This window comes from Maledivibacter sp., from assembly GCA_025210375.1.
Lineage (GTDB): Bacteria > Bacillota > Clostridia > Peptostreptococcales > Caminicellaceae > JAOASB01.
This window is the reverse complement of sequence record JAOASB010000008.1, coordinates 40,006-63,441: the sequence shown is the minus strand read 5'-3', so window position 1 is coordinate 63,441 and position 23,436 is coordinate 40,006. Positions and strand designations below refer to the sequence as shown.

21 protein-coding genes are annotated in these 23,436 nt (G+C 32.5%); 17 read left to right on the top strand and 4 right to left on the bottom strand.

What is annotated here, in order from left to right; genetic code table 11:
* The first annotated feature begins 820 nt into the window (after positions 1-820).
* Together N4A68_03180 and N4A68_03175 are read left to right on the top strand one after the other, a co-directional pair.
* The gene (locus N4A68_03180) at positions 821-1,099 is read left to right on the top strand and encodes an autorepressor SdpR family transcription factor (protein ID MCT4563318.1); all 279 of its coding nucleotides are present in this window, start codon (positions 821-823) and stop codon (positions 1,097-1,099) included.
* The gene (locus tag N4A68_03175) at positions 1,086-1,721 is read left to right on the top strand and encodes an SdpI family protein (GenBank protein MCT4563317.1); all 636 of its coding nucleotides are present in this window, start codon (positions 1,086-1,088) and stop codon (positions 1,719-1,721) included. The genes N4A68_03180 and N4A68_03175 overlap by 14 nt, the downstream gene beginning before the upstream one ends.
* 295 nt (positions 1,722-2,016) lie before the next feature.
* On the opposite strand, the gene N4A68_03170 is transcribed toward N4A68_03175, so the two are convergent.
* Positions 2,017-3,240 carry an argininosuccinate synthase gene (locus N4A68_03170; GenBank protein ID MCT4563316.1) on the bottom strand — a complete coding sequence of 408 codons (1,224 nt, stop codon included), beginning with the start codon at positions 3,238-3,240 and terminating at the stop codon, positions 2,017-2,019.
* Between the two features lie 233 nt (positions 3,241-3,473).
* Between N4A68_03170 and N4A68_03165 the strand changes: the two genes are divergently transcribed.
* The 14 genes from N4A68_03165 to N4A68_03100 all read left to right on the top strand — a co-directional run bounded on the left by N4A68_03165 (position 3,474) and on the right by N4A68_03100 (position 18,695).
* Positions 3,474-4,145, top strand: a complete 672-nt coding sequence (locus tag N4A68_03165; protein MCT4563315.1) for a GntR family transcriptional regulator — start codon at positions 3,474-3,476, stop codon at positions 4,143-4,145.
* A gap of 456 nt (positions 4,146-4,601) precedes the next feature.
* The gene (locus N4A68_03160) at positions 4,602-5,120 is read left to right on the top strand and encodes a transcription repressor NadR (GenBank protein ID MCT4563314.1); all 519 of its coding nucleotides are present in this window, start codon (positions 4,602-4,604) and stop codon (positions 5,118-5,120) included.
* A gap of 88 nt (positions 5,121-5,208) precedes the next feature.
* Positions 5,209-6,120 (top strand): quinolinate synthase NadA, encoded by a 912-nt coding sequence (nadA, locus tag N4A68_03155; protein MCT4563313.1) that lies wholly within the window; start codon positions 5,209-5,211, stop codon positions 6,118-6,120.
* Positions 6,121-6,195: 75 nt separating this feature from the next.
* Entirely contained in the window at positions 6,196-7,227 is a 1,032-nt protein-coding gene (locus N4A68_03150; GenBank protein ID MCT4563312.1) for a PTS sugar transporter subunit IIC, read from the top strand.
* 183 nt (positions 7,228-7,410) lie between these two features.
* A complete protein-coding gene (locus N4A68_03145; GenBank protein ID MCT4563311.1) occupies positions 7,411-8,124 on the top strand; it encodes a DUF5058 family protein in 714 nt (237 codons plus the stop codon).
* A gap of 19 nt (positions 8,125-8,143) precedes the next feature.
* Complete coding sequence (locus tag N4A68_03140) at positions 8,144-8,818, top strand: hypothetical protein (protein MCT4563310.1); 675 nt, start codon at positions 8,144-8,146, stop codon at positions 8,816-8,818.
* 385 nt (positions 8,819-9,203) lie between these two features.
* The gene (locus tag N4A68_03135; protein MCT4563309.1) at positions 9,204-10,649 is read left to right on the top strand and encodes a M20/M25/M40 family metallo-hydrolase; all 1,446 of its coding nucleotides are present in this window, start codon (positions 9,204-9,206) and stop codon (positions 10,647-10,649) included.
* A gap of 444 nt (positions 10,650-11,093) precedes the next feature.
* Positions 11,094-11,984, top strand: coding sequence for an aminoglycoside phosphotransferase family protein (locus N4A68_03130; protein ID MCT4563308.1), 891 nt, complete (start codon positions 11,094-11,096; stop codon positions 11,982-11,984).
* Between the two features lie 20 nt (positions 11,985-12,004).
* The gene (locus N4A68_03125; protein MCT4563307.1) at positions 12,005-13,717 is read left to right on the top strand and encodes a M3 family oligoendopeptidase; all 1,713 of its coding nucleotides are present in this window, start codon (positions 12,005-12,007) and stop codon (positions 13,715-13,717) included.
* Positions 13,718-13,817: 100 nt separating this feature from the next.
* Positions 13,818-16,604, top strand: a complete 2,787-nt coding sequence (locus N4A68_03120; GenBank protein ID MCT4563306.1) for a UPF0182 family protein — start codon at positions 13,818-13,820, stop codon at positions 16,602-16,604.
* 196 nt (positions 16,605-16,800) lie between these two features.
* Entirely contained in the window at positions 16,801-17,598 is a 798-nt protein-coding gene (gene murI, locus N4A68_03115; protein MCT4563305.1) for a glutamate racemase, read from the top strand.
* A 302-nt stretch (positions 17,599-17,900) separates the two neighbouring features.
* Positions 17,901-18,143, top strand: coding sequence for a carboxymuconolactone decarboxylase family protein (locus N4A68_03110; protein MCT4563304.1), 243 nt, complete (start codon positions 17,901-17,903; stop codon positions 18,141-18,143).
* A gap of 60 nt (positions 18,144-18,203) precedes the next feature.
* Positions 18,204-18,431, top strand: coding sequence for a hypothetical protein (locus tag N4A68_03105; protein MCT4563303.1), 228 nt, complete (start codon positions 18,204-18,206; stop codon positions 18,429-18,431).
* An 18-nt stretch (positions 18,432-18,449) separates the two neighbouring features.
* Positions 18,450-18,695, top strand: a complete 246-nt coding sequence (locus N4A68_03100; GenBank protein ID MCT4563302.1) for a hypothetical protein — start codon at positions 18,450-18,452, stop codon at positions 18,693-18,695.
* A 200-nt stretch (positions 18,696-18,895) separates the two neighbouring features.
* Here N4A68_03100 and N4A68_03095 read toward each other — a convergent pair whose 3' ends face one another.
* Positions 18,896-19,102 (bottom strand): hypothetical protein, encoded by a 207-nt coding sequence (locus N4A68_03095; GenBank protein MCT4563301.1) that lies wholly within the window; start codon positions 19,100-19,102, stop codon positions 18,896-18,898.
* A 657-nt stretch (positions 19,103-19,759) separates the two neighbouring features.
* Between N4A68_03095 and serS the strand changes: the two genes are divergently transcribed.
* Positions 19,760-21,037 carry a serine--tRNA ligase gene (gene serS, locus N4A68_03090; protein MCT4563300.1) on the top strand — a complete coding sequence of 426 codons (1,278 nt, stop codon included), beginning with the start codon at positions 19,760-19,762 and terminating at the stop codon, positions 21,035-21,037.
* Positions 21,038-21,085: 48 nt separating this feature from the next.
* Here the strand turns inward: serS and N4A68_03085 are convergent, their stop codons facing one another.
* Together N4A68_03085 and N4A68_03080 are read right to left on the bottom strand one after the other, a co-directional pair.
* Positions 21,086-21,676 (bottom strand): NUDIX domain-containing protein, encoded by a 591-nt coding sequence (locus N4A68_03085; protein ID MCT4563299.1) that lies wholly within the window; start codon positions 21,674-21,676, stop codon positions 21,086-21,088.
* A gap of 24 nt (positions 21,677-21,700) precedes the next feature.
* A complete protein-coding gene (locus N4A68_03080; protein MCT4563298.1) occupies positions 21,701-23,299 on the bottom strand; it encodes a peptide chain release factor 3 in 1,599 nt (532 codons plus the stop codon).
* Positions 23,300-23,436 lie beyond the last annotated feature (137 nt).

Below are 23,436 nucleotides of genomic sequence, written 5' to 3'. Positions count from 1 at the left end.
ACCTGAAAGAATAAAATTCTTTTAGGTTTTTTTATATTTAAAATTTTTTTAAAAAATATGTTTAAAAAGTTTTTTTATAGGTATATATATAATATATAAAATAAAAGGAGATGATAAAAAGAATCCCAAATACTAAAGTAAAAATAATTAAAAATATTTAATTATAAAGGGGTGAGTCCACCAAAAAATGAATGAGTTAAATACAGAGTAATAAGACAACTCTCACAGGATAATATGAGAGTTGTCTTTTACTATTTTATGGAGGGCTTAAGATAAATTTTATTTCATTCTAATATTGGTGGCTGATATTAACTTAATATTCTTAAAATTAACTATAGAAGATAAAAAGGGGACTTTACAGGCCAGTTACAAAAAATATTTAAATAAGCATATACCATCGGATAAAAGAGCCACAATACTGTCCTCTCATAGTTTGGCAGTAAATATTGTCGTAGCAATAGCTCTTCCATTTATGGGGTTATTGAAGGATAATAGGGATATATATACTACACATATAATATTAGCTATAATCATGATATTGATGACCTATATGTCCACTAGGTATATGGATAAGAGACTGGGTGTAAGGCAAAGGAAAAGAGGGGATAAACATGACTACTCACCCATGAATATAGGATATACAATAGAGCCTTTAAAACCTTATAAAATCGTTATTTCTCAAGTGTGTTAGCTTGATTGATAAGTTTTTTGTTAATAATTAACATTGAAAAATTTTGATTTTGATAGTAAAATATAATTAGATATTTAGATAATTATCTAAATATCTAATTAATAATATAAACATGGGGGAAGTGTTATCTTGAATAAGACCTTTAAAGCATTATCAGATCCCACAAGAAGAAAAATTTTAAAGCTACTTAGAGAAAAGGATCTAACAGCAGGAGAAATTGCAGAATACTTTAATATAAGTAAGCCCTCTATAAGCCATCATTTGAATATATTAAAAAATGCTGAATTAGTACTTTGGGAGAAGATGGGGCAAAATATATATTATTCATTGAATTCTACAGCTGTTCAAGAAATAATGAATTGGTTTTTTGAATTTCTAGAAAGGAACGATGATGATGAAAATAAATAGTCTATTAATAATACTAATCATTTTGTCTATCTTGGGTACAGCTTTTGTGTATAATAGATTACCAGAAGAGATACCCGGTCATATTAACCTTAGGGGAGAAGTAGATAGATACGATGGCAAAGAAACCGTTATATTTACAGGTCTTTTACCATTAATTATTTATCTGCTAATGGTATTTTTACCTAGGATAGATCCTAAAAGAAAATCATATTTAAAGCATAAAAAGGCCTATGAGATAACAAAAACATTAATTATAATATTTATCATTATAATTCAGTGGGCCATGATCAGTTTAGCACTAGGGTTTGATATCAATATAGGCTTGTTTGTAAAAATAGGAGTGGGATTATTTTTTATTGTATTAGGCAATTTTATGGGTCAAATTAGGCATAATTATTTTTTCGGAATAAAAACTCCTTGGACGCTTTCCAATGAAACCGTATGGAAGAAGACCCATAGGGTGGGTGGATTTTCATTTATGATAGCAGGGGTAATAATGTTTATATCAATATTTTTCAATGGTATGATTGCAGAGCTTGCATTAATAGCAGCTATAGTTATAGCAGCCATTTATCCAATAATATATTCATATATAGAGTTCAGAAAGATAACTAAGGGTTAGCATTATCCAGTATTTACCTTGTTTCATATGAAACATTATTTTGAAGTATATATTTAGATAAAAAATAAAACCATAGACCATACTATGGTTTCAGGCTGCCTAACAATCCGAATTTCTTCGTTGTTGCTTCAACCCAGAACCCTTACGTATGTCTGTATACGCTACGGCCTCTGGGTTTCAGCACGCCTCGAACTTCAAATTGTTAGGCAGACTGACATCTTGTTGACTTTGTCAACAATCTGAAACCATAGACCATACTATGGTTTTATTTTTTGAAAGGTTCCATACCATGGATTTATATTATTTGCTTTTTTCTTTTTTCCTCGTCTTTTTTCATTATTGCACCTATAGTTAAAGGTAAGGTAAATAGATTTATAAAGCCTTCAGCATCCTTTTGATTATAGACATCGTCTTTTCCAAAGGTTACAAAAGCTTCGTTATATAGAGAATAAGGGGATTTTATTGCAACTGCCCTATGGCTTCCTTTATAAATCTTCATTTTAACCTTACCTGTAACAACCTTTTGAGTACTGTCAACGAATTTATCAAGAGCTGTTTTAAGCTCAGTAAACCATAAACCATCGTATACAAGCTGAGCGTATTTTTCAGCAACTATTTTCTTAAAATTAAGTACCGATCTATCGAGTACAAGCTTTTCAAGGGCCGTATGGGCATCAAAAAGTATTGTTCCTCCTGGAGTTTCATAAACGCCTCTGGATTTCATACCTACAAGTCTATTTTCTACAATATCAATTATGCCTATGCCATTGGCACCACCTATATCATTTAGCTTATATATTATGTCGACTGAAGAAAGTTTGATATCATCAATAGCTACAGGGACTCCATTTTCAAAATCAATTTCAATGTAGGTTGGTTTATCTGGGGCTTTTTCAGGACTTACTGTCATAAGATATATATCTTCTTCATGCTCATTCCAAGGATTTTCTAAATTTCCACCCTCATGGCTTATATGCCAAAGGTTTTGATCCCGGCTGTAAATCCTTTCTTTTGTAACTGGAATAGGAATATCATATTTTTTAGCATAGTCTATACAATCTTCTCTGGATTTCAAAGTCCACTCTCGCCAAGGAGCAATTATCTTTAAATATGGATTCAAAGCCTTTATAGCTGCTTCAAAACGTACTTGATCATTTCCTTTACCAGTTGCCCCGTGGGCAATGGCAATAGCACCTTCCCTTTCAGCTATTTCCACTAGTTTTTTTGCAATAAGTGGTCTTGCGAAGGAAGTCCCTAATAAATAATTATCTTCATATATGGCACTGGCTTTCAATGTAGGGAAAATATAATCTGTTACAAATTCTTCTTTGACGTCAATAACATAAGCTTTTGAGGCCCCCGTTGATAAAGCTTTGTTTTTTACTGCAAAGAAATCTTCTTTTTGACCAACGTCGACACAAAGGGCGATAACATCAAAATTATGTTCTATTTCCAACCATTTTAAGATGACCGATGTATCGAGTCCACCAGAATATGCTAATATAACCTTTTGTTTCATAAATATACCTCCTCGTGTATTATTATTAATATATTATAACAAAAACTAATGAAAATTCAATAAAAACATATGTTTTATTTATAAATATGCAAAATAAAAATGAATAGAATTAGGACTTTAAAATTTTGAAAATATTCTAACATTGACAAATATATATATATAATGTACAATGACGGTGAAATGTAAGGATATTTAACTGGTAAACGTTATCAGTTTAATAATTGGAGGTAGTCATGGAAAACTTATTCAACGAGAAAAAAGGAAATAAGTCCTTAACATCGATGATTTTTGAGAAAATAAGAGAGGATATTCTGATAGGTAAATATGCCAGTGGTGAGAAAATTGTTGAGGCGAAGCTTGCCGATGAATTTGGAGTTAGTAGAACACCAGTAAGGGAAGCTTTAAAGCAATTAGAGTTAGATGGTCTTGTTGATAATATACCTAATAGAGGAGTTATCGTTAAGGGTATATCTAATCAAGATATTGAGGATATTTATACAATTAGAATTGCTATTGAGGGTATTGCAGTAAAATGGGCTATAGAAAGAATGAATGAAACTGATTTACAAAAGCTAAAGGAAATTTTTGAGTTAATGGAATTCTATACATTTAAAAATGACTTAGACAAGATTGCTGAGCTAAATACAAAGTTTCATGAGACAATTTATAATGCTACTCAAAGTAGGTATCTTGAACATGTTTTAAGGGATTTTCAATATTTTATGAAGACTACTAGATATAAGTCCCTAAGGTCTCCTGGTAGAATGGAAAGTACATTAAAAGAACATAGAGAGATACTAGAAGCCTTTATTGATAGAGATACAGATAGGGCTGCAAAGGCAATACTTAAGCATGTTAATAATTCTAGAGAAAATGCTAAAAGGTTTGGGATTATTGATAAATAATATTAATGTAGAATAGTAATATTTAAGGAAAACATATAAGTTATATATTGATTTCCTTAAATATTATTTTTGTTTTATTATAGATATGCGTCCATAGATTTTTATCTACTCAAGCAGCCACTGAGAATTCTTTTACCCTCCTCCTATAAGCCAGTTTATCATCTAGTCAATAAAATTTTAGAATGAACTGGAGGTTCGTGGAAAATTTTATGATATTTGTTTTTAGCAAATAGACTGAATTACTCTAAGAAGACAAAACTGTTTTGTAAAGGGAGCTAAAAGGAAACCGCAGAGTTTACTTTTGTTTCTTATCTTTTATTTGCACAAACATATATAGATTTCCAAAAGTTAAACTTAATTTATACATCTCAAAATATCCGATGATTCTGGGCATTTTGGGCGTGTATAAGTTAAAGTTTATACTAAAATCCCTATATATAGAAGGAGGATTAAATATTGACTGAAGAAAGAAGAGAGCAGATTTTATACATTCTAAATACCAAGGATGAACCCATTACTGGATCTGACTTAGCAAAAAAATTTAATGTGAGTAGACAGGTTATAGTTCAAGATATAGCAGTATTGAGGGCAAAGGGAATAAATATAATGGCTACGTCTAATGGTTATTATATATCGAAAAGGAATGAGGATAACAGGAATATAAAGACTATTATCTGTAAACATGAGGGATATGATTCTATAGAGAAGGAGCTTACGATTATTATTGATATGGGAGGAAAGGTATTGGATGTAATTATTGATCATCCTGTATACGGTGAAATAAGATGTCCTCTTATGATAAATAGTAGATATGATTTAGAAAAATTTGTTAAAAAAGTAAAAGAGGTGAAAGCTGAACCCCTAGCTGTTCTAACTGGTGGAGAGCATATTCATACTATAGAGGTTCCAAATGATGAAGTGTATGATATTATATTAAACAAACTGAATAATATAGGTTTTTTAGTTAAGGATTGATAGATTATGTTTTTTTGTATATAATAGTGACAAGACAGGTGTAAATACAAAAGAAAAACAGGTGATTTATGGAGGGGAGAATTCAAAAATGGAGGAGCAAGTAACTATCGATAAAATAAATGAGCTTAAGAAGGAAAAAAATGCAGTTATATTAGCCCATAATTATCAGATACCAGAAATACAAGACATAGCAGATTATGTTGGAGATTCTTTAGAACTTAGTAAGAAAGCCGCTGAAACCGATGCAGATATCATAGTTTTCTGTGGAGTGCATTTTATGGCTGAAAGTGCAAAAATACTCTCACCGGATAAAAAGGTGCTTCTTCCAGTATCCGATGCTGGATGTCCAATGGCAGATATGATAGATGCCCATAAGCTTAAAGTATTTAAAGAGGAATATCCCAATATACCAGTAGTCTGTTATATAAAATCCTCAGCCCAGGTGAAGGCAGAAAGTGATATATGCTGTACTTCTTCAAATGCTTTAAGGATAGTAAAGTCACTGAAGGAGGATACAATACTATTTGTTCCAGATCAAAACCTTGGGAATTATATAGCTACTAAGGTTCCAGAAAAAGAGATAATATGCTGGGAAGGACTTTGTATAACCCATAATAGAGTTAAGCATAATGAGCTTGATATGGTTAGAAAGCATAGAGGAAATATCAAAGTTTTAGTTCATCCAGAGTGCAATCCCCAGGTAGTGAAAAAAGCAGATTTCGTGGGCAGTATATCTGAAATAACTGAATATGTTAAGGGCAGTAATGAAAAGAAATTTATAATAGGTATAGAAATGGGAATACTTCATAGTCTCAGAAAGCAGAATCCCCACAAGAAATTTTATTTACTGTCCCCCTCATTAGTATGCTATAACATGAAGAAAACATCCTTAGAGGATGTATATAAAGCATTGAGGGATGGAAAAAATGAAATAAATATTGATAAGAAAGCTATGGATAAAGCACGTGAGTCCCTTGAAAGGATGTTGAGGGTTTCCTAAGGAAGCTAATACTATGATAAAGAGATATTTATTAGATATAAGAGGAATAATAAAGTAAATAAAGAGGTGATTAAAATGAAGGAGAAGGGTTTTAGGGAGTATATAACAAAGGCTTTAAATGGAATGGCATTAGGGTTATTTGCTTCTTTAATTATAGGACTCATTCTTAAACAAATCGGTGACTTTACAGGTATAGATCAGCTTATAACCTTTGGTAAGGTGGCACAATTTATGATGGGGCCAGCCATTGGAGCTGCTGTTGCTTATAGTGTAGGAGCTTCTCCATTAGGAATATTTGCATCGGTGGTTGCTGGAGCTATAGGGGCAGGAACTATAGCTGTAGGTGAAGGTGGAATATTTATAGCTAAAATAGGAGAACCCGTGGGTTCATTTATAGCAGCATTAACCTCAGCAGAGTTCTCAAAGCTGATATCAGGAAAGACCAAAGTAGATATAGTCTTGGTTCCCGCAGCAACTATCATTGTAGGTGGTTTAGTTGGAATATTTGTAAGTCCAGCTATAGCACAGCTTATGAAGGGATTAGGAGGAATAATAAACAGAGCAACTGAGCTTCAGCCAATTCCTATGGGAATAGTTATAGCTGTCTTAATGGGTATGATACTTACCCTTCCAATAAGTAGTGCGGCCTTAGCTATATCTCTACAATTAAGTGGATTGGCTGCAGGTGCATCGGTTGTTGGTTGTTCGGCTCAAATGATAGGCTTTGCCATAGCAAGCTACAGGGAAAATGGGTTTGGAGGTTTCATAGCCCAAGGACTTGGTACATCAATGCTGCAAGTACCTAATATAATAAAAAATCCACTCATCTGGATACCTCCAACCTTAGCCAGTGCTATTATTGGACCATTATCTACTTATGTATTTGGCATGGAAAATAACAGCATAGGGGCAGGTATGGGAACTAGCGGCTTGGTAGGTCAATTTGGAACTATAGCTGTAATGTCGGATAAGATGTCTATGGGTAAAATAATTATGAATATGGGATTACTTCACTTTATATTACCCGCCATACTTACCCTAGTTATTTCTGAATATATGAGAAAAAAAGGGTTCATAAAGCTTGGGGATATGAAGATAAATCAGTAAACTATTAAGAATATATTTTATTATTATCAAGGGCTGTCTATTTTTTAAGACAGCCCTATTTTATTTATAAATGTTAAATAGTTAGAATATTAATAATTTTATGGCAAATTACATCTTAGAATGATAAAATTAAATTGTAAAATAAAGCTGTCTTTATTTTTGATACTAGGTAGGGGGATAGATATGGAAGATTATTTGAAGTTAGCTAATAGCAGCATAGTTTTTATATTAGCAATATTATTGATCTCATTTGTCTTGATTCAATCAATAATATTTCTGATAGTCGCATGGAGGAGGGGGAAAGAAATAGGCATATCTAGGCATAAGATGATGAATACTGTAAAATCCAGTGCCATATTTTCTATAGTTCCTTCAATTCCAATAGTTATTTCTTTAATAGCTATAATACCCATTTTGGGAATACCCTTTTCGTGGCTAAGACTATCCATTATTGGATCTGCACCCTATGAGCTTATTTCTGCCGATATTGGAGCTAAAAGTATGGGAATAGAAAGACTGGGGGCAGAGGGATATACCTCTGAGGTATTTATAAATTCTATGTGGGTAATGTCCATAGGAATAATATGGGGACTTCTGATGTGTATTTTTTTCTTGAGAAAATATGAGTCTAAGATGAAAAGTATAAAAAATAAGGATTCTAAATGGATGACCATACTTATTAATTCATTATTCTTCGGAATGCTATCGGTTTTCTTAGGATCACCAATAGTAAAGGGAGGAGTATCCCTTTTGGTATTAGTAAGTAGTGGTATTATTATGTGGTTTATAACATATATAGGTAAAAGGATAAAAAAAGAATGGATAAATAACTTTTCTCTGGCCATCAGTATGGTAGGTGGAATGACTTTAGCTATTTTATTTACAAGAATTATATAGTATATAGGAGGTTAAATCGGTGGAAAAGATAATTAATTATAATGATAAAATCCATAGAATGGGAAGAATATCGGGAAGTATTGTACTTTTTCTAATTGTTTTAGCCCCTGCTTCGGTATGTATATACTTTAATATTTTTCCACCTATAGCAGGCTTGTTAAAGGGTACAGCAATGGTTTGTATAATATATATACCTATATGTATAGCAGAATTTGCTACATATACACCTATGTTAGGAAGTAATGCATCCTATTTAGTATTTGTTACGGGAAATTTAACAAATCTTAAAATACCCTGTGCTTTAATGGCAATGGATAATGCAGATGTGAAGCCTCAATCCGATGAAGGAGAAGTTATTGCGGCAATAGCAGTGGCGGTTTCTTCCATTGTAACGATAATTATAGTATTTATAGGTATGCTATTAGTAGTACCACTCAGACCCTTGTTAAATTCACCTGAATTAAAACCTGCCTTTGATAATATTCTACCTGCATTATTTGGTGCTTTAGGAGTCTACTGGATTCAAAAGCAATGGAAATTGGCCATAGTACCTATAATAATTGTTATACTGATTTATTTAATCTTCAATCTTCCATCGGGAGTTGAAGGTGTATTGATACCTATTATGGGCGTAATATCTGTAATTTCAGCTAGGATAATGTATAAAAAAGGGTTTGTTAAGGATATTGATTGATGTATGCATCGAAAGCTATATTAAAGAAACATCATTCCGACAAGAATTTTGAGAAAATCAAATTTCGATCTTTCTAAAAAATCTCTCAATAGAGCAAATTGCATAATTACTTTCTATAAAAACCATCTACTATATGTAGTTTTAAAATCCTTAAATCTATACCATCAAATATGCTTATATCTTAAGTAATTAAATTAAGGATGATATTCGCATATGCAATTGTGCCAAGTAAGAGTTATGCAATTTCCTCAATAGATTTTCTCACAAAATTCTTGTAAGTCGTTCTTTATTCTTTAATATATCTTTCTGGTATAGTGTTTCTAGTTACGTATAGTCATCATTAAAGTGAAAAGGCTTAATAAATAACTTGTAGGGAGGGGATAATGTGTGTTTATTAATAATAATTATACTGTTTTTAGCTATTATTATATTTAGGACTATTAGTTTCAAAAACAATGATAATGACAATTTAAAAGAATTAAATTATGACGGTGTAGATTTTACTGAGCTTGAGGTACATAAGAAACTGTCAGAAGCAGTTAAAGTTAAGACCATATCTAATAGCGATTATTCAAAGACAGATTGGAATGAATTTGTAAGATACCATGAATTATTAGAGAAGTTATTTCCCCGTGTACATTCAAATTTAGATAAAAATATAGTTAATGATTATAGTTTAGTATATCATTGGAGGGGAAAAAATACTGATAGAAAACCAATATTGATAACTGCCCATATGGACGTCGTACCTATTGAAGTAGGAACTGAAGGGGACTGGGATCATGAACCCTTCAGCGGAGATATAGCCGATGGATATGTATGGGGAAGGGGAACTATCGATACTAAGGAACACATGATAGCGTCATTGGAGGCGGCTGAAAGACTTCTTGAGGAAGACTATGTTCCCAATAGAGATATATACTTTGCCTTTGGTCATGACGAAGAAGTAGGTGGAAGGAAGGGTGCAGCTAAAATAGTAGAATATTTTATAGAAAATAATATAGAATTTGAATATTTAGTAGATGAAGGGGGCTGTGTTACAGAGGAGACCATAAAGGAAGTATCTAAACCCATAGCTTTAATTGGGATAGGAGAAAAAGGATATGCAAATATAAAGGTCAGTGTCTCAGATGATGGCGGCCATGGGTCAATGCCCCCTAAACATACTGCTTTAGGAAAGGTGGCTAAGGCTATAAATAATTTGGAAGAGAATCAGTGTCCCTTAAAGCTCACCAAGCCCGTTAAAGAATTTTTATTGAAAATTGGTCCAGAAATGGGTTTTACAAATAAATTGATTTTATCAAACCTATGGTTGTTTAAGAATATATTCCTGAGGATTTTTTCAAAAACAAAAACAGGAAATGCAATGCTTAGAACCACTACAGCTGCTACAATGGCTGAGGCAAGCATGGAACCAAATGTATTACCCCAAAGGTCCTTTGCCATATTTAATTTTAGAATTAGGCCTGAAGAGAACGGCAAAGATTTGTTAAAGCATATAAAAAGGGTAAATAAGGATATTCCTATAGAGGTGGATGTGTTGAGGTTAGAGGAACCATCTATGATATCTGATTCCAATTCCCAAGGCTTTAAAAATATTGAAGCCATAACAAAGTATTTATATAAGGACGTCATAGTTGCACCCTATTTAGTCATGGCAGGGACCGATGCTAGAAAATATGAGCCAGTTTGTAAAAATATATATAGATTTACTCCATTTAAGATTCATAATGATGAAATGAGTAAGATACATGGTACAAATGAAAATCTATCAATAGAAAATATAAATAACTGTTTAAAGTTTTTTTACATATTATTTAGAGAATGTTAAAAAATAAGTTTTGAAAAGATAGTTTAAAAGTAAAAGATAGGGGAATAATTCCCTATCTTTCTAACTATAGAGCAAATTGCATAATTACTTTCTATAAAAACCATCTACTGCATGTAGTTTTAAAATCCTAAAAGATATACCATCAAATATGCTTATATCTTAAGCAATTAAATCAAGGATGATATTCCCATATGCAATTGTGCCAAGTAAGAGTTATACAGTTTGCTTTATATAGAAACTCTACATTTTGATTTTTTTGAAGGTTTTTTCTATTTAGTATAGAAATATATGGGTAATGAAAAAAATAATTAATATGGCAAGCCCTATTGAAATTGCACTGATGTACCCTTTTAAGGCTAAGCTTACTAAAAAATTTTTTCTTAACCTCTATTGAATACATTTATAGGTGAGTTTCTGATAATCCGTTGAAGGAGAGAAGAAAAAGTGGAGAAAGTTTTTAAGCGGGTAATACAAATAATGAAATTAAGGGTTAAGGATTTGGATACAGTTCCAGAATCCTATAGCTCTAAGGTATGCAGTTTGGTTTTAGAGAATGATAAAAAGGTTATACTAAAGATACCATATAATAAGGATAAATTGATTAAGGAATATAAAATGCTTCAACTCCTGCAAGGAAAACTTCCTACGCCTAAAGTATTGGATTTTTGGGAAGGAAATGATGAGATACCGGGAGCTTTACTTTTATCCTATATTGAGGGAAAACCCATTATATATAATATAAATGATACTATAGCCTATCAGATGGGTGAGCTTTTAGCGAGGCTTCACAATATTACCATAGAAAGAGATATGCTTGGAAGTGCATACCCATTAATATATACAGAAAAAAATGAATGGTGGCAGCTTATTAGACGATGGTTCAAAAATTGTGCAAAGGATTGCAAATATATTTTAGATGTAGAGCTGCTTAATAAATGTATTACATTATTTGATTTTTATTATGATGATTTACCTAAGCCCGATTATCCATCTATAGTTCATATGGATTATAGACCTGGAAATATACTCATAAAGGATTCAAAAATCACGGGGCTTTTGGATTTTGAAACTACAAGAATAGGCTCAGCCGATATAGACTTCTCAAAAATGAAGCTTTTCGTTTGGGATATATATCCTAATACTAGAGAAGAATTTTTAAGGGGATATAGCACAATAAGGAAGATACCACAGATTGAAAAAACCTTGCCATTTTATGTGTTGTTCAATACATTTACAGGCATCGGATGGTGTGTGAAGAGGGGAAAGACAGATAATAAATTTTTTGTTGAAAATATAGACAAGCTTAAGAAAATAGTTGAGAAAAGTAAGATATAATATAAGAAGGAGATTAAATAATGATAACAGATAGGGTTATTACAAAGAAAAAAAGATTGTATTTTGATAATGATTTTACAGCAGATAAATGGGAATATGTTGAGAAGGAATTAAAAGAAATAGAGAGTCAAGAAATAACTTCTAAAGAGGATCTACAAATACTGATAGAAAAGTATAGTGAGCTTACATATATAATTGAAGAGACCTATGCATGGAAGTATATTAAGATGACATGTAATGCTGATGACCCTCAGTATTCCAAAGCATTTAATGAATTTTTTTCCCAGGTTATATCTAAAAGTCAGCCCTACGACTTTAGATTTAAAAAGAAGATTTATGAAAGTCCATATAAATCAGAGCTGTGTAAGGAAAAATATGGGCACTTCATAAGGATAATATCAAAGGATATAGAAATTTTTAGGGAAGAGAATGTGCCACTTATGGTAAAGGAAAACGAGCTTGGAAATAAATATGGAGAAATCATATCAAAAATCACAATAGAGTTTGATGGAGAAGATAAAACTTTAAAACAAATGAGAAAATATTTAAAAGATCCCAATAGAGATAAAAGGGAGCAAGCATGGAAATTGATTTCTGAAAAAATGCTTGAGAAAAGTGATGAATTAAATAAGTTGTTTGATGAATTAAAGGAGATAAGAATACAGATTGCTAAAAATGCGGGCTTCGATAATTATAGAGATTATATGCATAGGGCAAAGGGAAGATTTGATTATACACCCGAGGATATATTTAGATTTCATAAATCCGTAGAAAAAATTGTAATACCCTATCTTAAAGAGCTGAGTGAAGAAAGAAAGCAAAAACTTAAGATCCAAAATTTAAGGCCGTGGGATACTGAAGTGGATATAGATGGTAAAGTATTAAAGCCCTTTGATGATATAGAGGAATTTGTAGATAAAGCCATAAGAATTTTAAATAGGGTTAAGCCACAGTTTGGTAAAAAGTTAGAAATGATGAAGGATAGTAAATTCCTTGATTTAGAAAATAGGAAGGGTAAAGCACCGGGGGGTTATAATTTTCCCCTTGCGGAACATGGAGCAGCTTTCATTTTTATGAATTCAGTAGGACTCAACTCCGATGTTAAAACCTTACTCCATGAGTCAGGCCATGCAATTCATTCCTTTGCTAAGGCAAATGAAAAAATAAGTCAATATAAAGATACACCTAGTGAACTTGCAGAGCTTGCTTCCATGGCAATGGAGCTGCTTACCCTAGAATATCTTGATGAATACTATGAAGACGAAGAGGATTTGAAAAAAGCTAAAAGGGAGCAGCTTGAAGGAACTATACAGTTTTTACCTTGGGCCATGATTGTAGACGCATTCCAACAGTGGATATATACAAACCCTAATCATACTGTAGAAGAGAGAACCGAATACTTTAAAACACTTATGGATAGATTTAATATCTCAGTAGATTGGTCGGGCTTTGATGCAGAAAAGGGAGCAAGATGGCTAAGGCAGCTGCATATCTTTGAAGTCCCTTTTTACTATATTGAATATGCTATATCCCAGCTTGGTGCCATAGCCATATATAAAAACTATAATGAAAATGGAGCTAAAGCCATTAAAGAATATGAAAATTTCTTGGAGCTTGGATACTCTAAATCCGTTAGGGAAATATATGCTGCTGCAGGTATTAAGTTCGACTTTTCCGAGGAGTACTTAAAGGAGATAGTAGAATTTATAAAAAATGAGCTGAAGGAAATTTAAAATTTGACAATAGACCCATGTGGGTATATATAATAATACTAATGGTTGCATTAAGTAAAATCAGTATATAAGTAGTAAATTTGAGAGGGTGGTGATTTATTTGGCAAATGCACGTAGATTTATCATCGGTATAGTAGTAGTACTTTTTATCATGATATCTACTTCCTTTAATGCCATAATAAACTTTATTACAGAGTACAAGTGGTTCGGGGAGCTTGGATTTGAAAAAGTATTTTTAACAAAACTAATGACACAGCTTAAAATAGGGATTCCTGTATTTATTATATTAACAATCCTTATTTACCTTTATTTATTATCTATAAAGAAGGATTATTATAAGAAAGTGAATGTGGTACATAGCGGTATATCTGAAAAGAGAGTGAATCAAATAGCTTTAGTTGGGGGGGCGTTCATTTCCTTTATAGCAAGTACTACTTTGGCCAGTAATCTTTGGTTCGATATTTTAAGATTTTTCAACTCAACTGACTTCAAAATATCTGAACCAATATTCAATAAGGATGTATCCTTTTACATATTTAAATATCCTGTATTCACAAAAATATACTATATGCTGATAAGCTTTATAGTGTTGTTAGCTATTGTTACTGTGATATTCTATGTAATAATGATGATGCTTAGAAGACCTACTCTTATTGAGGTGAATTCTGGAGAGGAATTTGGTCCCAGACAACTTAATCTAGACAATGGTAAAAAGATATTTGAAATTGCATTAAGGCAATTAGTAATCCTAGGAGTGGTGTTCTTTCTAGTATTAGGTTTAGGATATTATCTAAGGTCCTATGATCTTCTTTATTCCTTAAGGGGTGTAGTGTATGGTGCAAGCTATACCGATATAAAGATCACGCTTTTTAAATTTAGAGCTATTATGATCATAGCCTTTATTTCAGCCCTGCTTTTAGCTATTGGGGTTAAAAGAAAAAAATTAAGACTTGCCATAACGGGCCCCGTTATTATGATAATAATAAGCATAGTAGGCAACCTAATAGCACTAGGAGTACAAAACTATGTTGTATCTCCCGATGAAATATCTAAGGAAAGAGAATTTATTGAGTATAATATTAAGTATACTCAGAAGGCCTATGGACTTGAAAATGTAGAAGAGAAGGATTTTCAGGCAGAAAGGGCTTTGACACTTGAGGATTTAAATAAAAATGAAGAGACCATAACAAATATAAGGATAAACGACTATAGACCTACTAAGTTAGTCTATAACCAGAAACAAGGTATAAGACACTATTATAAATTTAATAATGTCGATGTAGATAGGTATTATATAGATGGAAAATACAGACAGGTATTTTTATCACCAAGAGAGCTTGACCAAGGAGAGATAAAAGAAGAAAGACAAACATTTATTAATAAGCATTTGATATATACCCATGGATACGGTATAGTAATGTCCCCTGTAAATAAAATAACATCTGAAGGACTTCCAGAAATGCTTATAAAAAATATACCTCCCACCACGGGAACTGAGGGATTCGAGGTGGAAAGACCGGAAATTTACTTTGGTGAATTGACTAACGATTATATCATAGTGAATACAAAGGAAAAGGAGTTTGATTATCCAAAGGGAAACTCCAATGTGGAAAGTACTTATGGAGGAAATGCAGGAATTAAATTGAGTGGTATAAATAAGCTTTTATATGCTTACAAGCAAGGAAGTTTAAAGATGCTTCTATCCGGTAATATTGATTCAGAAAGTAAGATAGTCTTAAATAGAAATATTCATGATAGAGTCAGAAAAATAATGCCCTATATAGAATATGATTCTGATCCATATATAGTAATGGATGAAGGAAAGCTTTACTGGATTATTGATGGTTATACAGTGAGCAGTAACTATCCATATTCAGAACCAATTTCCGATTCAAAAATGAATTATATTAGAAACTCTGTTAAGGTTGTTATTGATGCATATAATGGAGATACGACCTATTATTTAGCTGATGAAAATGATCCAATAGTAAAAACTTATTCTAAAATATTCCCACAGCTTTTTACTTCTATGGACAATATGCCAGCTGGACTTAAATCCCATATAAGGTATCCACAAATGCTATTTGATATACAGTCTGATGTATATAGAATATATCATATGGAAGATCCAAGGGTTTTCTATAATCAAGAGGATGAATGGTATATAGCGAATGAAAAATATCAGAATGAAAATCAACTTATAGAGTCAAATTACCTTATGATGAAGCTTCCAGATGAGGAAAAAGAAGAGTTTATATTATCTATTCCCTATACACCTAAGGAAAAACCAAATATGACAGCTCTTCTAATAGGTAGAAATGATGGAGAACACTATGGTAAATTGATAGTATATAAGCTTCCAAAAAGTAAGAATGTTTATGGACCTATGCAAATAGAAAATAGAATTGACTCTGAACCTACGATATCTAAAGAATTTACATTTTGGAATCAGCAGGGTTCCAGCGTTATTAGAGGAAATTTACTTACAATACCTATAGAAAATTCACTGCTTTATGTTGAACCTATATATTTGCAAGCAGATGCTAAGGATAGTCTACCAGAGGTTAAAAGAGTTATAGTAGCATATGGAGAAAAAATAGTTATGGAACCAACCTTGGAAGCGGCTTTAGAAAAGATATTTGGGAAGGAAGAGGAAAAGCCAAAACCAGATATACCTAAGCCTACTGAGCCTACACGACCAATTATACCCGATGATGATACTACGGATGTAAATGAATTGATAATAAGGGCCAACGATGTATTTGAAAGATCCACTGAGGCACAAAGACAAGGTGATTGGGCTGAATATGGAAGACTTATAGAGGAGCTAAAGGCTATACTTAATAGGTTAAATGAACTTAAGGATGTTCAAGGTACAGAATATTAAAGTGAAGAAGGATGGTATTTTATAGGGATTCCAGTCAAAAATCAACTTCATTTGTTGTCAAATACCTTGGGGCTGAACTCATGGGTTGTCCTTTGAGTCAGCCCTCAAATTATAATTTATGACTTTTGTAATTTGAGATGTGATATAATAGATAATAATTAATAGGCAGATTATTTTAAATCGGTGGTGTTTAAAAATGAGAGATGGCAAGGATCTTGCTATAGGGATATTTGATTCCGGTATGGGTGGTATAAGTGTCTTGGCAGATATTATTAGATATTTGCCAAATGAGAAGTATATATACTACGGCGACTCAGGAAATGCTCCCTACGGTATCAAGACTCCTGAAGAAGTAAAAAAGTTTTGTATAGACATATGTGATTTCTTTATTGATAAAGGAGTAAAGGCTATTGTTGTGGCGTGTAACACTGCAACTAGTGCTGCGATAAAGGAGCTTAGAGAAAAATATAGTATACCTGTTATAGGAATGGAGCCAGCTTTAAAGCCCGCAGTTACATTGCAGTCCAAGGGTAAGATAGTTGTTATGGCTACCTCTATGACATTAAAAGAAGAGAAATTTAAGGCTTTGATGAACAAATATGGTCAGGAAAGAGCTATTGTTAAGCTCCCATGTCCAAAGCTTGTGGAGCTTATTGAAAAGGGTAGCTTACAAAATGAAGAGGTTGAGGTCAGTATAAAAGAATGCTTTAATGGTATAAAAATAGATGAAGTTTCTTCAATTGTTTTAGGTTGTACCCACTATGTATTTTTAAAGGATGATATAAAGAAATTTGTTGGAGACAATATTAACATAATTGATGGAAATGAAGGAACTGCTAGACATCTTAGAAATGTATTGAAACAAAAGGAGCTATTGAAGGATACTGTGGAGGAAGAGATTGTACTTGATATATATAATTCTAAGGATGATCAAGGGATACTAGATCTCTCAAAACAACTGCTTTCCTTTAGTTTGAAAAAGCTAGAGTTGTAAATCTAAAAAATTACATTTTCTCAGATAATATTCATTGTACTAATCATAATAATATATATAGAAAGGTGCGTACCATGAAAAAAATATTATCATTTATTAAATCATTATTCTTCATAAAAAAAGTGAGGGAGCATAATTTGTCTTCTTATCTTATTCAATCCCATATTATGAAGACTACGTCAAAGAGGTACGGTAGATTAAGATAAGTATATGTTACTAAAAATCCAGTACATAAAGTCCATAAATCAGAGGTGTTTTTTCTTAAAAAAATGCCAAGTGAAGATACTTTGGGAGGTGAAATAATGGCAAGGATAAAACCTTTAGAGCCTAATGAAGTGGATAATGAAGCGAAGGAAATTTTTGAAGACTTCTTAAGGGACAGAGGAAATATTCCAAATATGTTTAGAACACTTGCATATAGACCCAAGCTTTTAAAAACTGCATTTGATCATTTTATGGCAGTGTTAAAAACTGGAACTGTAGATTTTAAGCTGAAGGAAATGATTGCTGTTAGAGTTTCTCAAATGAACGAATGTGGTTACTGACTTTCATCCCATACTGCCATTGCAAAAGGGGCAGGGGTATCGGACGATACTATAGAAGAAATGGCAAACAAGCTAAAAAATCCTGAGCTGTTTACAGAAAAAGAGCTTATTGCCTTAGAATTTGCAGAGGTAATGACCACGGATTCAAATAATATTTCAGATGAATTGTACAACGATATGAAAAAATATTTTGATGATGGACAAATAATAGAAATAGCCTGTGTAATAGGAACCTTTAATTATTTTAATAAATTTAATAATGCATTGAAAACTGACATTACAAAGTAAACTAAGAGGAGAAGAGTTATGGAAGGTATTACTCCAGAAGCCTTGGAGGCTATCAAAGAAAAAATTAACGAAATAATAAATAAAAGCTCAGACATAGATGAAAGAGAAGAAGAGATAATTAGACTCAGATTTGGTTTAGATGAAAAAGGACCAATAAAAATAAAGGACTTATCAAAAAAGTTTGATATTCCTCCTAGAAAAATGAAAAAAGAAATTGATGCTATAGAAAAGAAAATATTTAACAAACTAAAAAGAACAATATAAGTTATATGGAATCCTGATTTTATCAGGGTTTTATTTTTTATCTGAGCAAATTGCATAATTACTTTCTACAAAAACTATCTACCACATATAGTTTTAAAATCCTTAAGGCTGTACCATCAAATATGTTTATATCCTAAGTAATCAAATTAAGGATGATATTCGCATATTAGGTTTAGCCAAGTAAAAATTATGCAATTTCCTCATCTATTCAATGACCTTAGATCTTTCAGTTCAGCCGTGGACATGTTATCAAGAACATAGGATTTACGATAAAATTCTTGTCTAGTTATTATTCCTTTTTCAACTAAAAGTTCAATAAGAGTTGCTATGGCTAGGGTATTCCTATAATCTATATCCTTTAAATCTCCGATTTTTGCATAAATATCAATTTTGTCAAAGCTGTTCATATCATCGACTCCTTTATTATACCGGATTATAAATATCTTAAAATTTCTATGGATAATCTGGATTATCTATTTATATTTTAAGTATAGCCTAGAAATAAAAATGTATACGGATATTATGGAGGGGGCAATAAAAAACACAAAAAATTTTTGAAAATTTTTATATATTTCCCTTGAAAAATATGATTAATTATGCTAAAATTACGAAAACTATATTATTAATAATATATAAAAGACTATGAAGGGAAATAGTAAATAGAATAGTTTTTTTAGAGAGTCGGCGGTGGGTGAAAGTCGATATAACTATCTATTGAATCCGTCCTGGAGTTACTAAGCTGAATATATATAGATTTCCCAAAGTTAAACTTAATTTATATATATAAAAATATCCGATGTTTCTAGGGATTTTTGATGTGTATAAATTAACTGTTTAACTGGAATATCTATAAAGATAAAACAACTTTAAAGATTAATAAATTTCAGTGTTTTTTATCCATATTAGGCTTAATCGGTTAGCAACCGTTAATATGCTAAGAGCTGGACTATTTTAGTCAATCAGGGTGGCAACGCGGGAATATACCTCTCGTCCCTATATAAGGGATGAGGGGTTTTTAATTTTTTTGTAAGGAATACCTATAAGACAAGAAGGAGGTTTTAAAAATGTTAGATATTAAAAGAATTAGAAGTGATTTTGACGAGGTAAAAGAGCTTGTTGAGAAGAGAACAAAGGGTGATTTTGGACTAGGACAAATAATAAAGCTTGATGAAGACAGAAGAGGGATAATAGCAGAAGTTGAGCAAATGAAAAATAGACAAAAAACCGTTTCTAAGGAAATACCTAAACTAAAAAAGGAAGGCAAGGATGCATCAGAGATATTAAATGAAATGAAGGAGCTTTCAGGAAAAATAAAGGAGCTAGATGGTAAACTAAAGGATGTAGATGATGAAATTAAACAAACACTACTTGGTATACCAAACACACCACGTTATGATACACCTATGGGTAATAGTGATGATGATAATGAATTAGTTAGAACCCATGGAGAACCATCAAAATTTGATTTTGATAAAAAAGCACATTGGGATATAGGTTCTGACCTAGGAATACTTGACTTTGAAAGGGCATCAAAGATTACTGGGTCAAGATTTACAGTATATAAGGGATTAGGAGCAAGGCTAGAAAGGGCACTTATTAACTTTATGCTGGACCTTCATACAGAAAACCATGGATTTGAAGAAGTATTGCCGCCATTTATGGTAAATAGAGATAGTATGACAGGAACTGGTCAGCTTCCTAAATTTGAAGATGATATGTTCCATTTACCAAGTAAGGACTTTTTCTTAATACCTACAGCAGAGGTTCCCGTAACCAATCTATATATGAATGAAATATTAGATGTAGACAGACTTCCTATCTATCATACGGCTTATACACCATGCTTTAGAAAAGAAGCAGGGTCTGCCGGTAGAGATACAAGGGGACTTATACGTCAGCATCAATTTAACAAGGTGGAATTAGTTAAATTTGCTAAACCAGAGGATTCATACAAGGAATTGGAAAGCTTAGTTGCAGCGGCAGAGGAAGTTTTGAAAAGATTAGAACTTCCCTATAGAGTCGTAAGACTATGTGGTGGAGATTTAGGTTTTAGTGCAGCCATGACCTATGATATAGAAGTGTGGATGCCTAGCTACGATAGATACCTAGAGATCTCTTCTTGTAGTAACTTTGAGGACTATCAAGCAAGAAGAGCAAACATTAGATTTAGACCAGAGCCAAAGGGAAAGGCTCAGTTTGTCCATACATTAAATGGTTCAGGCTTGGCAGTGGGAAGAGCTTTTGCAGCCATACTTGAAAACTATCAGCAAGAAGACGGTTCATTAGTAATTCCAAAGGCCCTTAGACCATATATGGGTGGATTAGAGAAGATTACTAAATAGTATGAAAATAGAAAGGGATTGTAGCCTTTGTCTACAATCCCTTTAAATCTATTTAATATAATTATCAAAAACAATCTGAGACCAGCCCTCAAGGTATTCATAATATGCAGTCAATTCCTCTTGGGTTACCCATTCTCCCGTCATTTTCTCCTTCTCTAGGACTTCAAAATCCAAGGAGCTTGCTTCCAATATATATAGGAAGCCTACGTGAACCTTACCTACATCGCTTGTTTGATTATTTATTACACCTGCAAAAGTCAGCTCAAAGGGTTCTTTAATGGATATTTCCTCATTAAGCTCCCTATAAAGACCACTCATAATAACATTTTCATATTTATTCGATGGGTCAGGATTTATATGTCCACCCACACCCAAGGAGTATTTACCATGAAGTCTTTTTTCAGTTTGCTTGTTTAGTCTCTTTAAAAGTAAATAGGAATCTTCATTTTTGACTATGATATAGGGGATAATTTGTCTATAATCATAATCATATTCAGCTATATCTCTATCCAAGAAAGAGTGATTTTTTAAAGCTTTATCAAATATCAAGTCGGTATTATCCACTATCAGTCCATAGGATATATCTTTAAAATATTCTTTTAACAAGTCTTTATGAACAACTAACACCTTTTCTGCCATTTGATTTACTCCTTTATCAATAATTTATAAAGAAACTTCTCTTAATATAGCATTTGGATTACGTTCTGCTACACTTCTAACGGACCATTCATTTTGGAATAAAAGTACAGGTTCCTTCTTTTCATTTTCAACGATCATTGTATCCATTGTTATAGAGAATTTATTAGGATCAAAATTATCCATTTCAACCCAGCGAATATATCGATATGGTAATTTTTCATTTAGAATATCCACGCCATATTCATTTTTAAGACGATATTCTAGTACTTCAAATTGAAGTACTCCAACTACGCCAATGATTAATTCCTCAATACCAATGTTAGGGCGTTTATATACCTGTATAGTACCTTCTTCAGCTAACTGAGTAATGCCCTTTAAAAATTGTTTTCTCTTCAAGGAATTCTTTGTAGTTATTTTTGCAAAATGCTCAGGGGCAAATTGTGGTATACCATCGTACCTTAAATCCGATTGGTTTTGAGATAGGGTATCTCCAATATTAAAGATACCAGGATCATGGATTCCAATGATATCACCAGGGTAAGCATCATCTACTATGACACGATCTTGGGCTAAAAACTGCTGTGGCTGTGCTAATCGCACCTTTTTATTTTTCTGAACATGATTAACCGTCATTCCCTTTTCAAATTTACCGGAGCAAATCCTTAGAAACGCTATCCTATCCCTATGGGCAGGATTCATATTCGCTTGTATTTTAAAGATAAATCCAGAAAAATTATCGGATTCGGGATTTATTTCACCTAAATTACTGGTACGAGGCCTTGGAGGCATAGTGATATCTAAAAAGGATTCTAAAAATGGTTCTACACCAAAGTTAGTAAGGGCACTTCCAAAAAATACAGGGGTTAACTCACCAGCTAATATTTGATTTAAGTCAAAATCATCCCCTGCGATATCTAAAAGCTCGATTTCACTAAGGAGTTCCTGGTGTATATCTTCACCCAATAGATCACTGAATTTTTCATCGGATACATTGCCTCTTATTGCCTTAGCAATAGATTGTCCATGGTTACCATCATCAAAAAGCTCGATTTGTTTTTTCTGACGATTATAAACTCCTTTGAAGCTATTATCAGAACGGATTGGCCAATTCATGGGATAAGATCTAATACCCAATACCTTCTCAATATCTTCTAATAGATCAAAGGGATCTCTACCTGCACGGTCTAGCTTGTTGATAAAAGTGAAAATTGGAATTCCTCTCATTTTACAGACATGAAAAAGCTTCCTTGTCTGATCTTCAACACCCTTGGAGCAGTCAATAACCATCACAGCACTATCGGCTGCCATAAGGGTTCTGTAGGTATCTTCACTGAAGTCCTGATGACCCGGTGTATCAAGGATATTAATACAAAAATCGTTGTATTCAAACTGAAGTACACTTGAGGTAACGGAAATACCCCTTTGTTTTTCAATTTCCATCCAGTCAGACACTGCATGTTTATTTGATCTTCTTGATTTAACTGAACCAGCTGAACGAATGGCACCACCATATAGGAGAAACTTTTCTGTCAATGTGGTTTTTCCAGCATCGGGATGGGAAATGATTGCAAAGGTTCTTCTTCTTCTAACCTCATCAATAAAGCTTAAATTTTCTACCGCCATTTTAATCTTCCTTTATTTTAAATTTTATTAAAGATAAACAACTTCAAGGTTTAATACATTTCAAAGAAAAAATTTAGAAACGTTCATTATTTTCTTTGAAATATAGATTTCCCAAAGTTAAACTTAATTTATACATA

Excerpts from the sequence above, each read along its gene's own strand:
- N4A68_03145 (MCT4563311.1), top strand. The coding sequence starts at position 7,411 with ATGGAAGATTATTTGAAGTTAGCTAATAGCAGCATAGTTTTTATATTA.
- N4A68_03095 (MCT4563301.1), bottom strand. The coding sequence starts at position 19,102 with ATGAACAGCTTTGACAAAATTGATATTTATGCAAAAATCGGAGATTTA.
- N4A68_03150 (MCT4563312.1), top strand. The coding sequence starts at position 6,196 with ATGAAGGAGAAGGGTTTTAGGGAGTATATAACAAAGGCTTTAAATGGA.
- N4A68_03080 (MCT4563298.1), bottom strand. The coding sequence starts at position 23,299 with ATGGCGGTAGAAAATTTAAGCTTTATTGATGAGGTTAGAAGAAGAAGA.
- nadA (MCT4563313.1), top strand. The coding sequence starts at position 5,209 with ATGGAGGAGCAAGTAACTATCGATAAAATAAATGAGCTTAAGAAGGAA.
- N4A68_03085 (MCT4563299.1), bottom strand. The coding sequence starts at position 21,676 with ATGGCAGAAAAGGTGTTAGTTGTTCATAAAGACTTGTTAAAAGAATAT.
- N4A68_03175 (MCT4563317.1), top strand. The coding sequence starts at position 1,086 with ATGAAAATAAATAGTCTATTAATAATACTAATCATTTTGTCTATCTTG.
- murI (MCT4563305.1), top strand. The coding sequence starts at position 16,801 with ATGAGAGATGGCAAGGATCTTGCTATAGGGATATTTGATTCCGGTATG.
- N4A68_03110 (MCT4563304.1), top strand. The coding sequence starts at position 17,901 with ATGGCAAGGATAAAACCTTTAGAGCCTAATGAAGTGGATAATGAAGCG.
- N4A68_03165 (MCT4563315.1), top strand. The coding sequence starts at position 3,474 with ATGGAAAACTTATTCAACGAGAAAAAAGGAAATAAGTCCTTAACATCG.
- N4A68_03125 (MCT4563307.1), top strand. The coding sequence starts at position 12,005 with ATGATAACAGATAGGGTTATTACAAAGAAAAAAAGATTGTATTTTGAT.
- serS (MCT4563300.1), top strand. The coding sequence starts at position 19,760 with ATGTTAGATATTAAAAGAATTAGAAGTGATTTTGACGAGGTAAAAGAG.
- N4A68_03105 (MCT4563303.1), top strand. The coding sequence starts at position 18,204 with ATGGCAAACAAGCTAAAAAATCCTGAGCTGTTTACAGAAAAAGAGCTT.
- N4A68_03100 (MCT4563302.1), top strand. The coding sequence starts at position 18,450 with ATGGAAGGTATTACTCCAGAAGCCTTGGAGGCTATCAAAGAAAAAATT.
- N4A68_03170 (MCT4563316.1), bottom strand. The coding sequence starts at position 3,240 with ATGAAACAAAAGGTTATATTAGCATATTCTGGTGGACTCGATACATCG.